The following is a 15,167-nucleotide window of genomic DNA, read 5'->3' as shown; positions in this document are numbered from 1 at the left end:
GGTCGGGGAGCGGGCACGCCTGCCATGGGAAAAGCATGGCACTACAATCAGCAGCCGTCGGTGTACAGCCCGGAGCTGGTGATGCTCCTCTACCACTCGGAGTGAAGGGCCTCACTCACGGGTCCGCACAGCCCTACCCGGCCCCTTTGACGAATCGTCCATTCCCCACAATTCCCTCGCCCACCTTGGGCATCTCTTCCCAGGCGTCCCCGGACATGGAAAGGGCGCCAGTGGTGACTGGCGCCCGGAGAAGGACGGATCAGCGGTCCGCGACGGCCGCGGAGGTGAGGCGCTTCTCGATGAACACGACGGTCAGCGACCCTACGCGCCGCCGTGAGACCTCCTGCCACCCCAGCGCGAAGTACAACGCCAGAGCGGCCTTCTGGTTGAGCGTGGTGTCGCCCTGGACACTGTGGAAGCCGAGCTCCAGTGCCCGCGCCTCCAGGGCCTGCACCATGGCCCGGCCGAACCCGCGCCGCTGGAACTGCGGATGCACCCGCAGGCGGCACATCTCGGCCATGCCGGCGTCGACGGGCTTGATGCCGCCCATGGCCACGACCCGGCCGTCGACCTCGCCGACGAGGAAGTCACCGCCGCATGCCAGGTAGATCTCCTGGATACGCGGGAAGTCGTCGTCGTAGTAGACGCCGTCGCCCGGCACCAGGCCCACCTCCGCGAGGCAGATGCGGTGCAGGGCGAGGATCGTGTCAAGGTCAGACCAGCGGTAGCGCCTGATCTTCAGGTTCATGCACCATTGCTCCCTTCCCCGACGGATGCCTTGTAGAGCTGACTCTGGTAGCCCGGCAGATCGGGGTGGTTGGGTTTCCTGGCTTTCACGGACTGCTCCAACTGCAGAGCGGGCCGCATGACGAGTTCGGTGCGGTACTCGTCGCTCAGCTTCTTGAGAGCGGCCGTGCCAATCTTGAGGGCTTCGTCGACATCCCCCTCGATCAGGCGGCACTGCGCCTGGTCCAGGCGGATGAGCGTCTGGTCGAGGATGTGGTCGGAGTACTTGTCGAGCGCCTGACCGAGGACGACCTCCGCTTCGAGCGTCTGCCCGAGCTTGGTGAGGACGTCACCCTGGTAGAAGTAGAGCTGCTTCTCGGTGTAGCCGAAGGCGACGTCTTCCTGCTCGTGCGCCTTCATGTGGGCGAAGGCGTTCCTGGCCCGCGTCAGCGCGCGCTTGGCCTGGTCGACGATCTCCTTGTTGCTGTCGGTGCCGGAGATCATGGCGAGCGCGCGGGCCTCGACGACCGGCGCCATGGCCTGCGCCGCGCAGGACGTCTGGCCGGCCAGGTCGCGGCTCTTCTTCGCGAGGTTGAGCGCTTCGCGGGCGTCGCCGTAATAGAGGGGTACGAGCGCTTCGCGAGCGGTGACCCACGCGCGCAGGGCCCGGTCGCCCGTCTCGTCGGCCGCGGTACGGCCGGTGCGGAAGAAGGATCGGGCCAGCCGGTGGTCGCCCAGGTTGATCATGATCATGCCGCTCAGCCCGGCGAGCTGGGCGGCCATGCGGCACAGCCGTTCCTGAAGGTCGATCGGCTGCCTGCACGACATCGCGGCGCGCACCGCGCTCAGCTCCAGCAGCACGTCACACAGGAGCCGCAGCGGGGCGGTCGTGGTGTACTGCCGGCCGAACGCGAGGGTGGCGTCCTCCCACTGGTCGAGCATGTTGGCGGAGACGGTGGACGAGACCAGCATCTCGTCCATCCGTCTCCTGATGCCCTCGGCGGCGCCGATGATCTGGGCGTCGAGCCTGAGCGACGTGTCGCCGCGCAGCAGCGTTAACAACGTCCTGCGCATGACGTTCTCGTGCTCTTCGCCGACCTCGTCCGTGGGCCCGGCCGATGAGGCCGGAACCCAGATGTCGCGCGGGCGGTCGATCTCGATGGTGTCGACCGTCTCGCTGCGGACCACGCCGGGCATCCGGTGCCCGTGGCCGCAGATGCAGGGGCCGTCGTAGCCGAGCGACTTGGGCTCGACCCGGTAGACGCTGCACAGGTAATGGAGGTATTCGGGTCCGGGCCGCTTGAGCCCGCTCTCGTACGCCGACAGCAACGTCTCACCGATTCCCGGCGGCGGCTTCTCATCTCGCTCGAACAGGGCGCGCACCTGCTCGATCACGTCGGCCAGCGCGATGCCGTGGCTCAGGCGATGACCTTTGATCTTGGTCGTCCCGAACTGCGGCTCACAGGCTTCGTGGATCTCCTCAGCGATCTGGGCAGCGGTACGGCCGGCGGCGAGGCCCTTGGCCCGGATCCGCCGTGCCATTTCCGTTTCCCTGTGCTGTCTGCCGGACATCCCGGCCCCTCTCACACACGTCCCGACGGGTCCGCTACCGCTGACGCAGCGTAGTCCGAAGATAGCACTGCGCCTACCAAGAACTATGGCCCATTAATGACAGGTTGAAAACGTCCTCTTGAAGCTTACGGTTAAGGATCGTCCCCCCGCGGACTGTTTCTTACAACCCACTAGGGAGAAGGTCGCTCCCTGTGTACAGGGGGGCCTCGTTGCGTCACCGGCAGACTTGAGTCATCTTTTGCTCACCAGCAACGATTCAAGGGAGGCATCGAGGTGGGAGGCGACAACGTCGGACACTTGGAGAGGCTCGTGGCGGAACTGTGCGGCCACGGGCTGCTCGCCAGAGTAGTGCGGACGCAGTCCGGCCGGCTCTTCGTACGGGTCATCAATCCAGCGGCCACCAGCCTGTCCGAAAACGTCACCTGCCGGCCGAACGCCGACGTCCCCGACTGGTGGTACTGCTGGTCATGGGGCGAACGGATGCATACGGCCGACGATCCGGCCGGTGCAGCGACCAAGGTCGCACGCGTGCTCGCCGCGGTGGGGGAGTGACCATGCGGTGATCCGGGTGGAGCGCAGCCACCTCGGCTCACCGCGCCCAGCGCGGCCTCTCGGAGCCGGCGGGGTGCCCGGTGCGGAGGGTTTCCGTTTGCGGAATCCTTGGGCATCTCGCCGGTTCCGGCCCCTTTTCTCAGCTCGTAACGCTTGGACCGCCTTCCGGGTCGAACCGGAGGGTGTATCGGGGGATCCCTCCCGGAGAACGGCACGGGACATGCTTCCGGGTGTGTGTCCCGTCCGAGCCGTCCGTCACCGGAGCGCCAAGCCCGCCCTCCGCGGCCCCGGGCCCTGGCGACCCCGTCTTCCCCGGCGTGATGTGACGGCGGCCGGTTCGGTCGGCGGTATCTTTTGAGGCGATTTGCTCATTAGTGACCGTCGACCGAACCGCATCCGGAGGGGATCCACCTCGTGCTCGTCACGCCACAGCCATCACCATCGCCTTCGTCCTCCACCGGCTTGAGCGACACGATCGACAAGTTCGGCACGGGCATGGCCGACCTCTGCAGCAAGGACACGGTGATCTGCAGTGGCCTCGCTCAGTTGATGGGCAACAACGGCTGGGCGCCCGTCGTGGCCACCACGATCACGATCGTCCTCATCCTGGTCATCGCCTTCGTCATCAAGAACGTGGCGCACCGCCTGATCGGCCGGGTCGTCAACCGGGCGTCCACCACCACCCCGATCGCCGGCCGCTTCCGTAAGAACGGCGCCGCCACCGACGGCATCGACGCCCTCCTCAGCGAGCGCCGCAAGCAGCGCGCCGAGACCATGGGCTCGGTGCTCAAGCACATCGCCTCGATCGTCATCATCGGCACCGCCGTCCTGACCGTCCTGGACCGGCTGACCATCCCCATCGCCCCGCTGCTCACCAGCGTCGGCATCCTCGGCGTGGCGATCGGCTTCGGCGCGCAGGAGCTGGTCAAGGACTTCATCGCGGGCATGTTCATGCTGCTGGAGGACCAGTACGGCGTCGGCGACGTCGTGGACGTGGGCGCCGCCGTGGGCACGGTGGAGGCGGTCACGCTCCGGGTGACGCGGCTGCGCGACGCCGACGGCCGGGTCTGGTACGTGCGCAACGGCACCATCGCCCGCGTCGGCAACGAGTCGCAAGGCTGGTCGCGCGCCTACATGGACGTCCCGGTGGCCTACGACTCCGACGTCGCCGCAGTACGCGAAGTGCTGCAGCGGGTCACCGCGGAGCTGTGGGAGGACCCCGAGTACCGCGAGTCGGTGATCGTGGAGGAGCCGAGCGTCTTCGGCGTGGAGCAGTTGTCGGACAGCTCGCTGGTCTTCCGGGTCTCGGCCAAGACGCTGCCGTCCCGCCAGGCCGAGGTGGCCCGCGAGCTGAGGCTCCGGGTCAAGGCCGCCCTGGACGCGGCGGGAATAGCCATCGCTCCCTAACACTTAGGCTTATACCGTGACTGAGATTTCCTTCTATGACGCCGTCGGAGGCGAGGAGACGTTCCGGCGCCTCGTGCACCGCTTCTACGAGGGCGTCAAGGAGGACCCCTTGCTGCGGCCCATGTACCCGGAGGAGGATCTCGCCGGCGCCGAGGACCGGCTGCGCGGGTTCCTGATCCAGTACTGGGGCGGGCCGACGACCTACAGCCAGGAGCGCGGCCATCCGCGGCTGCGCATGCGCCACGCGCCGTTCCAGGTCGACGTGGCCGCGCGGGACGCCTGGCTGCGGCACATGCGCGACGCGGTCGAGGATCTGGAGCTGACCGAGGAGCTGGAGAAGCGGCTCTGGGACTATCTGGTGTACGCGGCGCACAGCATGGTGAACACTCCGACATAGCGGGCATGACACGCCACATGGATATCCCCTGGTGGCGTGATGCCATCGTCTACGAGATCTACGTCCGCAGCTTCTCCGACGCCTCCGGTGACGGTGTCGGCGACCTCCCCGGGATCCGGGAGCGCCTGCCGTACCTCAGAGATCTGGGTGTGGACGCGATCTGGCTGACGCCGTTCTACACCTCTCCGATGGCCGACGGCGGGTATGACGTGGCCGACTACCGTGACGTCGATCCGCTGTTCGGGACGCTGGGCGACTTCGAGTCGCTGGTCTCCGACGCGCACGAGCTCGGGCTGAGGGTGGTCGTGGACATCGTGCCGAACCACAGCTCCGACCGGCATCCGTGGTTCCGGGAGGCGCTGCGGGGCGAGCGGCGCGAGCGCTACCTGTTCCGGGAGGGCGGGGAGCTGCCGCCGAACAACTGGCAGTCGACGTTCAGCGGGCCCGCGTGGACGCGGGTGGCGGACGGGCAGTGGTATCTGCATCTGTTCGCGCCGGGCCAGCCGGACTTCAACTGGCGCGATCCCGAGGTGCACGCGGAGTTCCTGGACATCCTGCGGTTCTGGCTGGATCGCGGCGTGGACGGCTTCCGCATCGACGTGGCCATGGGCCTGTACAAGGCCGAGGGGCTGCCCGACGTCGAGGACCAGTCGTTCACGTCGGTCTCGCCGGTGTGGGGGCAGCCGGAGGTGCACGAGGTGTACCGGCAGTGGCGCAAGGTCCTGGACTCCTACCCCGGCGAGCGGATGGCCGTCGGCGAGGTGTGGACGGACAAGGCGGAGGATCTGGCCCAGTACGTGCGCCCGGACGAGTTGCACCAGAGCTTCAACTTCGCGTGGCTGCAGGCGCCGTGGTCGCCGACGGCGTTCAAGAAGGTGATCGACGAGACGATGGCGACGGTCCCGTTCGCGACGTGGGTGCTGTCCAACCACGATGTCGTACGGCACCGCACCCGCTACGACGCCGAAGACCCGGGCACCGGCCTTAAGCGGGCAAAAGCCGCATTGCTCACCATGCTTGCCCTGCCCGGTAGTGCATACCTCTACCAGGGGGAGGAACTAGGCCTCCCCGAGGTGAAGAATCTTCCCCCGGAAGCCCGCCAGGACCCGGTCTTCCGCCAGTCCGAGGGCAAGCTCCCCGGCCGCGACGGCTGCCGCGTGCCGATTCCCTGGACCTCCGGCGGCGCCTCGTTCGGCTTCTCCCCCGGCGACGTCAAGCCCTGGCTCCCCCAGCCGGAAGCCTTCGGCGAACTGAGCGCGGAAGCCCAGACCGGGCAGACCACCTCGACCCTTGAGTTCTACCGCCAAGCCCTGACCACCCGCCGTGACCTCCTACGTTCCCTGCCATACACCCTGGAGTGGCTGGATTCCCCCGAAGGTGCGCTTTTCCTTACCCGTGGCCCGCTGACCTGCGTGCTCAACTGCGGCCTGGAACCCGTGCGGCTTCCGCCGTACGACAGCGTGCTTCTGTCGAGCGGCCCGCTCGACGGCGGCCTGCTCCCGCCCGACACGGCGGCCTGGCTCCACCGCCCCTAGACAGCCCGCGGGCGTCATGGTGAGCCTGATCATGGCGCCCCCCGGTCCCGCTCCGAGCCGACCGGGATCACCGGCAGCGAGGCCAGGCACAGCACCAGCCCGACCCCGAACCCCGCCCAGAACCCCGTGTGCGCGATCAGCACGCCGAGCAGGGGCGCGGCGACCAGGGCGACGATGTTCTGGATGCCGTTGTGCGTGCCGAGCACCCGCCCCGCCCAGCCGGGCCCGGCCAGCTCTCCCGCCGCCAGGTAGGCCAGCCCGTTCCCTGCCACGGTGAGCACCGCCGCGAGCGCCAGCGTCACCGGCCCCGCCCACGCGATCGCCGCCACCCCGGCGGCCACCTGCGCGCCGACCAGCAGCGCGAGCACCGCCACCGTCGTGACCGTGAGGATCCGCAACGGCGCCATCCGCAGCCCGGTCCGGTCCGACCAGCGCCCCACCGCGATCCGCACCACCGCTCCCCCGATGGCCGCCGCCCCGAAAAGCTGCCCCGCGTGCACCGTGTCCCACCCGTAGGTGCCGACGAGGCAGGCCACGCCGTACGTGCTGACCGCGATCTGCGGCACGACGTGCAGCGCGCTCGTGCCGTGAACCCGCCACAACACGCTCTTCCCGTACGGCGAGGCCGCCTGCGGAGCGCTCGCCGCGGCCAGTTCGCGCGGCGGCTCGGCCAGCAACAGTCCGGCCAGGACCGCCGCGACCAGGCAGAACGCGGAGCAGACCAGAAACACGCCGGACAGACCATACGCGCTGGACACCGCGGGCAGCAGGAAGCCCGCCACCGCCATCCCGAGCGTGTAGGAGACCTGCCGCAGCCCCATCGCGACGCCGCGCTCCGGCGGATCGAACCACCGCAGCACGATGCGCCCGCCGCCCACCATGGCCGCCGATCCGGCCGCGCCCGCGAGCGCGAGCAGCGCGACGACCGCCCACGCCGCCTGGGCGAACGCCGCCGCCGCCAGGAACACCGAGGCCAGCCCGACCCCGGCGCCGAGCACCACCCGCTCGCCGCGCCGGTCGGCCAGCGCGCCCCAGGCGACAAGGGCGAACAGGACCCCGATGCCGGGAGCGTTCCCGATCACCGCCGCGACGGGCAGCGACACCTGGAAGTCGCGCTGAATGTCCGGCATGACCAGCGGAAGCCCGAAGAGTCCGAGCGTGACACTCGTATGAGCGTTGACGCCGAGTCCCAGCATCCCCCAACGCCTCTTATCGCCCACAACCTCCGATATTTCATGACATGAGGCTGTTTGCGCGAGCCCGTATTACTCCGCGAGATACCGCTTGAGATAGATGAGCTCGTCCTCCAGCAGGCGGCGCGGCGCCGCACGGTCCACGTCATAGGCCACGAGCACCGACCGGGCGGTCACGAAGACCTCGTGCTCGTCCCGGATCTCGTACTCCAGCGTGAACCGCACCGGCCGCACCTCGGTCACCCACGTCTCCACGCTGACCGGATCCGCCCGGAACGTGAGCGGCCGCCGGTAGTCGATCTCATGCCGGGACACCACGAGCCCCTTGAACGGCGCGTCCCCGGCGCGATACGGGTCGATGTGCAGCATCCCCAGCCGGGCATCCTCCAGATAGTCGAAAAACCGCACGTTGTTGACGTGCCCGAGCGAGTCGATGTCGGCGAACCTGACCATCCTCGGGAAGATGTGCCGCTTGGCCGGGGATCTCTTGACCACCCCTCCACGCTATCGACTGTCATCGCGTGGTCATGGGCTGGGGATGCCGTTGCCGTCGAACCCACGTCCGGCCAGCACGTCGTCGAGGCTCACCCGGGTCCCGCCGTGGTCGCCGCCGGACTGGGCCAGCTGGATCAGCACGCCGTGCGCCTCCTTCGGGTGCAGGAACACCTCGCGCCAGCGCGGGTCGCCGGTGTTCAGCCCGTGCAGCCGGTACCCCTTCCCGGTCAGCCTGGCGACCGCCGCGTCCATGTCGGTGACGTGGAAGTTGAGGTGATGAACCCCGCCCCTGCCCCGGGTCAGCTCGAAGAAGCTGTCGAAGAAGGGCGATCCGGCCAGGGGTTCCATGAGTTCGACCTTGCCGCCTCCGGTGTAGGTGAGCTGCACGGTCCGGTACCCGGCCGCCCGGCTGTCGCCACCGCCGCCCAGGTGCCGTCCGCCCAGAAGGTCCTGGTAGATCGGGAGCAGGTCCCTGATACGGGGGGCGGCCACCGCCGTGTGGTCGAACGTCACGCCGAGGCCGTCAAGATCTTGTTCCAGTCCCACGCTTTGGCTCCTCTCGCGCCATCTAGAATTTGATTCTAGACATGGGCGGGCGGGTGCCGCGCGGCCTTCAGGTGCCATGCGCCTTCAGATGCTGTGCGGCGTAGGAGCGCCAGGGGCGCCATCGGTCCTCGCCGGGGTGGTTCAGGCGGACGTCCGGGTCGTGCAGGGCGCGCATCCGGATGAGCGCCACCTCCCGTTCGCCCAGGCCGGGGAGGTCGGTGAGCCGCTTGCCCGCCTGCTGCGGGTCGGCGGCCTCGTCCAGCCGCAGGCTGCCGTCCACGAGCGCTTCTACCAATGGTCTTGCGATCTTCAGGTCGTCGTCGAGTCGCGCCTTGGCGAGGGTGGCGAGGTCGGGGAAGGTGTGGGTGACGGCGCCGACCGGGTTCGGCAGCGGCCGGCCGTACCGCTCGACAAGCTTGCTCGCGCGCTCGCCCAGCACCGTGCGTACGGCCAGCTCGTGCGGATCCACGTGACCGGGCACGCGCAACCCGGGGCGCGCGGCCACGCTCGGCCCGAGCCGCGGGTCGGCGGCGAGGAAGGCGTCGATGGCGTGCTGGTCGGCATCCAGGTCGAGCAGCCGGCGACAGCGCCGCACCGCCGCGGCGAGGTCCCGCAGATCATCCAGCCGCAGCTCACACCCGACATGACCGGCGCCCGGAACCTCGGTGAGCGTGACCATCCCAGGAGCATGAGGAAGATCGAGCGACCTCGTATACCCCTCGTTGTACTCCTCGATCCCGGGCAGCCCCTCACTCCCCAGCCGGTCGAGCATGGCACGAACGTCCATCGGCGGCCGGAACGCCAGCCGCAACGCGATCACCCCGGACGGCACCCGCCGCTCCCCACGCATCGCGCTCGGCGTGCTCCCATAGGCCTGACGCATCGTCACGTTGAACTGCCTGATGCTCGCGAACCCGGCCGCGAACGCCACATCACTCACCGGCAGCCCGCTCGACTCCAGCAACATCCTGGCAGTACGCGCCCGCTGCGCCCGCGCCAGCGCCTGAGCCCCGGCCCCGACCTCGGCGACGAGCTGGCGATGCACCTGCCGCTCGCTGTACCCGAGCCGCCGGCACAGGCCCGCCACCCCTTCCCTGTCCACCACCCCGTCGGCGATCAGCCGCATCGCCCTGGCGGCCAGATCGGTCCGGAGATTCCACTCCGGCGACCCGGGCGCGGCATCGGGCCGGCACCGCTTACACGCCCGGAACCCGCCGGCCTGGGCCGCGTGGGCGGACGGAAAGAGGCGAACGTTCTGCCGCTTCGGCATGACAGCCGGGCAACTGGGACGGCAGTAGATCCCGGTGGTGGCAACCCCGACATAGAACCACCCGTCGAACCGGGGATCCCGGCTCTCCATGGCCGCGAAGGCCACCTCCTCATCAATCATCCCAACCAGCCTGCCACACCCCTGACCAGCCAACCGGCACCCATCGGACACCATCCCCACACCACCTTTGACCCGCCACCGCCCTGTCCGGCCCCCGTGGACCGGCGACGCTCCTGAGCCCGGCGTTCGGCCGAAGCGGGACAGCTCGCGGTGCTGATCGGGAGCGCGTGACCACCACTCGGCGTCTCCTGGACCGCTGCGGCATTACCCCGAAGACGCTTGGGTGAAGGCGGGGTCGGTGGCCGATGGGCGCCAGCGTGTGGGGCTGGCCGGGCGGGAGGGTGGGCGGCATGGTGCTTCAGGTGCGGGCCCGGCTCGGGCCCTATCGGCGTGCGTTGGCCGGGCGGGACTTCCGGGTGTTGTGGCTCGGCTCGTCGTTGTCGCTGGTGGGCGATGGGATGACGTTCGTGGCGCTGACCTGGCTGGTGCTGGCCCGTGAAGGTGGCGCCGGCCAACTGGGCCTGCTGGCGATCTGCTACACCCTGCCGGTCTTCGCCGGAGGCCTGCTGGCCGGACCGGTGCTGGACCGTTTCGACAAACGGCACGTGCTCGCGGTCGACAGCGTGGTGCGCGGGCTGGCCATGGCGTCGGTACCGCTCGCTTCGGCGCTGGGCGGCGTCCCGGAGCCGCTCCCGTTCGTGGTGGCCGCCGTGTACGGGTTGTTCAAGATGATCCCCCTGGCCGGATTCCCGGCAGCGATCCCCGACCTGGTCGAACCCCGCGACCGAGACGCGGCCAACGCGCTGGAGTCGGTGAGCTTCAGCGTCGCGGGCGTGCTCGGCCCCGCGCTGGCCGGGTTCCTGATCGGGACCATCGGCAGCGAGCTGGTCCTGGCCTTCGACGCCCTGTCCTACGCGCTGTTCGCCACAGCAGCCCTGACCGTCCGCCGCCCCCTGTCCCCCTCACCGGCTCTCCCCGCCACCCCACCCCCAGGACAACCAAACACCCTGTCCCCACCCTCGCCGAACCACCCCGGCATCCCGTCCCAGCTACCACCCACCACACAGGTCCCTCCAGCGGAACCCAACGACCCGACGAGCCGGGCGACCTCGTTCAGCCCGGTCAGCCCGGCGACAGGCCTGTCCGGACCGCACGGCAAGAAGCTCGGGTTCCTGTTCCGAGACCGGGTTCTGGTCGTCACCACGCTGGCGTTCATGGCGTTCAACGTGGCCGAAGGCATGCTCCTGGTCGCCGCCCCGTGGCTGGCCAAAACCCAGCTGACCGGCGGCGCACAGACCTTGGGTGTCCTGCTCTCAGCCCTGGCCGTCGGCGAACTGCTGGGCGCGACGGCCGCCGGTAGCCGCAGCCCCGGCCGACGCCCTATGCGGGCCATAGCGATGGTTCAGTTCCTGGCCGCCACCGGCTTCCTGGCCGTGCTGGCGACCCCGAACACCTGGGCGGTGGCAGCGGGCTTCCTGGTCATCGGCCTGTTCAGCGCCCCGATGACGGTCTGGGCCCAGTCACTCAGGATGGCCAGGATCCCCGCCCCGATGCGCGGACGAGGCTTCGCCCTCCTGCGAACCCTCATGCAGGCGACCCCACCCCTGGGAGCCGCGACCGTCACCCCACTCCTGTCCACGGGACAACTGGGCGCCGCCGCCCTCACCATGCTGGTGATCGCCGCCGGTCCCGTTGTGGCACTTGCCTGGGCAGGCGGAGCCGTGACGGCGGGTACCACGTCCGACGTGAGAAGCGATCCCCCCGATCGGCGCGAGCGTACGTCGGCGGGTGGCGTGGGGGCGGCGGAGCCGTAACGGATGGGCAGCGCACCGAGGGAAACACCCCGATCGGCCGCGAGCCACAAGCAGAAGGGCCGCACCCATCACAGGCAGGAGAAAGGCACGAACGCAGGTTAGAAGAAGCGTCTAAGGCCGGGCAGCGTAAACCGGCCGCCGCCCTCGTGGACGAGGACGGCGGCCTAATACGGCGAGCAGCCGGAAACCGGTGAAGCTAGTCGCGGTGGAGCTTGCGGTAGGTGACGCGGTGGGGGCGGGCGGCGTCGGCGCCCAGACGCTCGATCTTGTTCTTCTCGTAGTCGGCGAAGTTGCCTTCGAACCAGAACCAGTTCGAGCCCTCCTCCCAAGCCAGGATGTGCGTGGCGATCCGGTCAAGGAACCACCGGTCGTGGGAGGTGATGACGGCGCAGCCCGGGAAGTCGAGCAGGGCGTTCTCCAGTGAGCCCAGCGTCTCGGTGTCGAGGTCGTTGGTGGGCTCGTCGAGCAGGAGGACGTTTCCGCCCTGCTTGAGGGTGAGTGCGAGGTTGAGGCGGTTACGCTCGCCGCCCGACAGCACGCCGGCCTTCTTCTGCTGGTCGGGGCCCTTGAAGCCGAACGCCGCGATGTACGCGCGCGAGGGCACCTCGACCTGCCCGACCTTGATGAAGTCGAGGCCGTCGGAGACGACCTCCCAGACGTTCTTGTTCGGGTCGATGCCGCCGCGCGACTGGTCGGCGTAGGAGATCTTGACGGTGTCGCCGACGATGATGGCGCCGTTGTCGGGCTTCTCCTGGCCGGTGATCATGCGGAACAGCGTGGTCTTGCCGACGCCGTTCGGGCCGATGATGCCGACGATACCGTTGCGGGGCAGGTCGAAGGTGATGTTCTCCATCAGGACGCGGTCCTCGAAGCCCTTGGTGAGCTTCTCGGCCCTGATCACCGTGGTGCCCAGGCGCGGGCCCGGCGGGATCTGGATCTCCTCGAAGTCCAGCTTGCGGTGCTTGTCGGCCTCGGCGGCCATCTCCTCGTAGCGCTGCAGACGGGCCTTGCTCTTGGTCTGGCGGGCCTTCGGGTTGGAGCGGACCCACTCCAGCTCGTCCTCCAGGCGCTTCTTGCGCTTGACGTCCTTCTGGCCCTCGACCTTCAGACGCTGCGCCTTGGCCTCCAGATAGGTGGAGTAGTTGCCCTCGTAGGCGTAGCAGCGGCCGCGGTCGAGCTCCAGGATCCATCCGGCCACGTTGTCCAGGAAGTAGCGGTCGTGGGTGACGGCCAGGACGGTGCCCGCGTACTTCTCCAGGTGCGACTCCAGCCACTGCACGCTCTCGGCGTCCAGGTGGTTGGTGGGCTCGTCGAGCAGCAGCAGGTCGGGCGCCTCAAGCAGGAGCTTGCACAGCGCCACGCGGCGGCGCTCACCACCGGACAGCGTCGTCACGTCGGCGTCCGGCGGCGGGCAGCGCAGCGCGTCCATGGCCTGCTCGAGCTGCGAGTCGAGCTCCCACGCGTTGCGGTGGTCGAGCTCGTCCTGCAGCTTGCCCATCTCCTCCAGCAGCGCGTCGCTGTAGTCGGTGGCCATCAGCTCGGCGATCTCGTTGAAGCGGTCGAGCATCCCCTTGGTCTCGGCCACCGCCTCCTCGACGTTGCCGAGGACGGTCTTGTCCTCATTGAGCGGCGGCTCCTGCTGGAGCATGCCCACGGTGTAGCCGGGCATCAGCTTGGCGTCACCGTTGGAGGGCTGCTCCAGGCCCGCCATCATGCGCAGCAGAGTGGACTTGCCGGTGCCGTTCGGGCCGAGCACGCCGATCTTCGCGCCGGGCAGGAACGAAAGCGTGACATCGTTCAGGACAACCTTGTCGCCATGCGCCTTGCGTACGCGCTGCATCGTGTAGATGTACTCGGCCATGCCCTCTAGCTTAGGGCGTGTGTCACCCCGCCCCGGCCACGGTTGCGGTTAACGTGTGCGGGTGCGCCAGGGACGGGTCGAGGTCATCGCGGGGCCGATGTTCGCGGGCAAGAGCGAAGAGCTCCTGCGGAGGGTACGGCGGGCCGTCATCGCCGGACGCCGGGTCGAGGTGTTCACCCACCGGCTGGACGTACGCAGAGGCGCGGACCGGATCTCCTCCCACGCCGGCGCCGGCCACCCGGCCCGCTCGGCCGCGACCGCCGCCGGGATCGAGTCCATGGCCGACCCCGCCGCCGATCTGGTCGCGGTCGACGAGGCCCAGTTCTTCGGCCCCGATCTGGCCGAGGTCGCCGACCGGCTGGCGGTGCGCGGCGCCGTCGTGGTCGTCGCCGGTCTGGACGTGACCTTCGACCGCCGGCCGTTCGAGCCGCTGCCGTCTCTGATGGCGCTGGCCGAGCACGTGACGAAGCTCACCGCGATCTGCCTGGTCTGCGGCAACGACGCGATCTTCCACGAGCGGGTGACGCAGGCGGACGGCAGCGCGACCGATGTGGTCGCCGAGCACGTGGGCGGCGAGGACAAGTACCAGGCCCGCTGCCGGGTCCACGTCAGAAGGTAGGGCTAGCCCCCCTATGGTTCGGGGTGTCCACGGGCTTAGAACGGGGGGAGATCTTCAACAGACTCATCAGCATGACCACCGAGACGATCGCGCGGCCGGGTACCGGCAGCGACTACGCCCGGCTACTCCAGCGCGTGACCGACGCCGGCCTGATGCGCCGGCGCCCCGGCTACTACGTGGTGCGAATCGGCCTCATCCTCGGCCTGTACGCCGGAGGCCTGGCCGCCTTCTTCGCGCTCGGCGACTCCTGGTGGCAGGTGGGCGTGGCCGTGTTCTTCGCCGTCATGTTCGCCCAGGTCGCACTGGTTTCCCATGACATCGCCCACCGTCAGGTCTTCCGTACCGAGAAGCCCACCAGGATGACCGGCTGGGTCACCGGCAACCTGCTCGTCGGCATGGGCTACGGCTGGTGGATGGAGAAGCACACCCGCCACCACGCCAACCCGAACCACGAGGAACTCGACCCGGACGTCCGCCCCGACGTCATCGTCTGGTCCAAGGAGCAGGCGCGCTCCAGCAAGGGCCTGGCCCGCATCATCGGCCCCCGTCAGGCGCTGCTGTTCTACCCGCTGCTCCTGCTCGAAGGCCTGAACCTGCACGTGTCCGGCTTCCGCTCGCTGACCAACCCGAAGCTCAAGTTCAAGGCCGTCGAGGGCGTCCTGCTGACCGTTCACGTGGTCGGGTACCTGGCGGCGTTGTTCATGGTGCTGTCGCCGGTGAAGGCGCTGATCTTCCTCGCGATCCACCAGGGACTCTGGGGCCTGTACATGGGCTCGGTCTTCGCCCCCGGGCACAAGGGCATGCCCACGCTCAAGCAGGGTGAGAAGCTCGACTACCTGCGCCGCCAGGTCCTGACCACCCGCAACGTGCGCGGCGGCGTCGTCACCGACATCGCGATGGGCGGCCTCAACTACCAGATCGAGCACCACCTGTTCCCGAACATGCCCAGCCCGCACCTGCCTCTCGCCCAGTCGTTCGTCCGCGACCACTGCGCCGAGATCGACGTGCCCTACTACGAGACCAGCCTGATCCAGTCGCACCATGAGGCCCTGCAGCACATGCACGAGGTCGGCGAGCCGCTGCGGCTGGGCAACCTCGAGTAGCGGCCGGGGTCTCGAAG

The 15,167-nt window shown here is 69.0% G+C and carries 14 protein-coding genes; 7 read left to right on the top strand and 7 right to left on the bottom strand.

Translation table 11 applies throughout. The annotated features are described in order from the left end of the window. Positions 1-259 precede the first annotated feature (259 nt). Positions 260-748 carry a GNAT family N-acetyltransferase gene (locus ACFWY5_RS38475; RefSeq protein WP_379614894.1) on the bottom strand — a complete coding sequence of 163 codons (489 nt, stop codon included), beginning with the start codon at positions 746-748 and terminating at the stop codon, positions 260-262. Continuing rightward, positions 745-2,298, bottom strand: a complete 1,554-nt coding sequence (locus ACFWY5_RS38470) for an XRE family transcriptional regulator (protein WP_379614891.1) — start codon at positions 2,296-2,298, stop codon at positions 745-747. Before ACFWY5_RS38470 ends, ACFWY5_RS38475 begins: the two co-directional genes overlap by 4 nt. 297 nt (positions 2,299-2,595) lie before the next feature. Here ACFWY5_RS38470 and ACFWY5_RS38465 point away from each other — a divergent pair, with 297 nt between their 5' ends. The 4 genes from ACFWY5_RS38465 to ACFWY5_RS38450 all read left to right on the top strand — a co-directional run bounded on the left by ACFWY5_RS38465 (position 2,596) and on the right by ACFWY5_RS38450 (position 6,189). Further along, entirely contained in the window at positions 2,596-2,850 is a 255-nt protein-coding gene (locus ACFWY5_RS38465) for a hypothetical protein (RefSeq protein WP_379614889.1), read from the top strand. A 462-nt stretch (positions 2,851-3,312) separates the two neighbouring features. Further along, entirely contained in the window at positions 3,313-4,257 is a 945-nt protein-coding gene (locus ACFWY5_RS38460; RefSeq protein WP_379637704.1) for a mechanosensitive ion channel family protein, read from the top strand. A gap of 16 nt (positions 4,258-4,273) precedes the next feature. Further along, positions 4,274-4,654, top strand: a complete 381-nt coding sequence (locus ACFWY5_RS38455) for a globin (RefSeq protein ID WP_379614885.1) — start codon at positions 4,274-4,276, stop codon at positions 4,652-4,654. Positions 4,655-4,671: 17 nt separating this feature from the next. Then, positions 4,672-6,189 (top strand): alpha-amylase family glycosyl hydrolase, encoded by a 1,518-nt coding sequence (locus ACFWY5_RS38450; protein ID WP_379637703.1) that lies wholly within the window; start codon positions 4,672-4,674, stop codon positions 6,187-6,189. A 29-nt stretch (positions 6,190-6,218) separates the two neighbouring features. Here the strand turns inward: ACFWY5_RS38450 and ACFWY5_RS38445 are convergent, their stop codons facing one another. The 4 genes from ACFWY5_RS38445 to ACFWY5_RS38430 all read right to left on the bottom strand — a co-directional run bounded on the left by ACFWY5_RS38445 (position 6,219) and on the right by ACFWY5_RS38430 (position 9,813). Then, complete coding sequence (locus ACFWY5_RS38445) at positions 6,219-7,385, bottom strand: MFS transporter (RefSeq protein ID WP_379637702.1); 1,167 nt, start codon at positions 7,383-7,385, stop codon at positions 6,219-6,221. Between the two features lie 69 nt (positions 7,386-7,454). After that, positions 7,455-7,877: an acyl-CoA thioesterase gene (locus ACFWY5_RS38440; RefSeq protein WP_379614879.1), complete on the bottom strand. Its 423-nt coding sequence runs from the start codon at positions 7,875-7,877 to the stop codon at positions 7,455-7,457. 30 nt (positions 7,878-7,907) lie between these two features. After that, positions 7,908-8,423: a VOC family protein gene (locus tag ACFWY5_RS38435; RefSeq protein WP_379614877.1), complete on the bottom strand. Its 516-nt coding sequence runs from the start codon at positions 8,421-8,423 to the stop codon at positions 7,908-7,910. Positions 8,424-8,490: 67 nt separating this feature from the next. Beyond that, a complete protein-coding gene (locus tag ACFWY5_RS38430) occupies positions 8,491-9,813 on the bottom strand; it encodes a DNA-3-methyladenine glycosylase 2 family protein (protein ID WP_379637701.1) in 1,323 nt (440 codons plus the stop codon). Between the two features lie 290 nt (positions 9,814-10,103). Here ACFWY5_RS38430 and ACFWY5_RS38425 point away from each other — a divergent pair, with 290 nt between their 5' ends. Then, the gene (locus ACFWY5_RS38425) at positions 10,104-11,567 is read left to right on the top strand and encodes an MFS transporter (protein ID WP_379637700.1); all 1,464 of its coding nucleotides are present in this window, start codon (positions 10,104-10,106) and stop codon (positions 11,565-11,567) included. A gap of 196 nt (positions 11,568-11,763) precedes the next feature. Here ACFWY5_RS38425 and ettA read toward each other — a convergent pair whose 3' ends face one another. Next, on the bottom strand, positions 11,764-13,428 hold the full coding sequence (ettA, locus tag ACFWY5_RS38420) for an energy-dependent translational throttle protein EttA (protein ID WP_379614871.1): 1,665 nt from the start codon (positions 13,426-13,428) through the stop codon (positions 11,764-11,766). A gap of 61 nt (positions 13,429-13,489) precedes the next feature. On the opposite strand from ettA, the gene ACFWY5_RS38415 reads away from it, so the two are divergent. Then, a complete protein-coding gene (locus ACFWY5_RS38415) occupies positions 13,490-14,047 on the top strand; it encodes a thymidine kinase (RefSeq protein ID WP_379637699.1) in 558 nt (185 codons plus the stop codon). A gap of 71 nt (positions 14,048-14,118) precedes the next feature. Beyond that, entirely contained in the window at positions 14,119-15,150 is a 1,032-nt protein-coding gene (locus tag ACFWY5_RS38410; protein WP_379637698.1) for a fatty acid desaturase family protein, read from the top strand. Positions 15,151-15,167: the final 17 nt, after the last annotated feature.

The sequence above is a fragment of the Nonomuraea sp. NPDC059007 genome, from assembly GCF_042740555.1.
GTDB lineage: Bacteria > Actinomycetota > Actinomycetes > Streptosporangiales > Streptosporangiaceae > Nonomuraea.
This window is presented reverse-complemented; position numbering and strand designations above follow the sequence as displayed.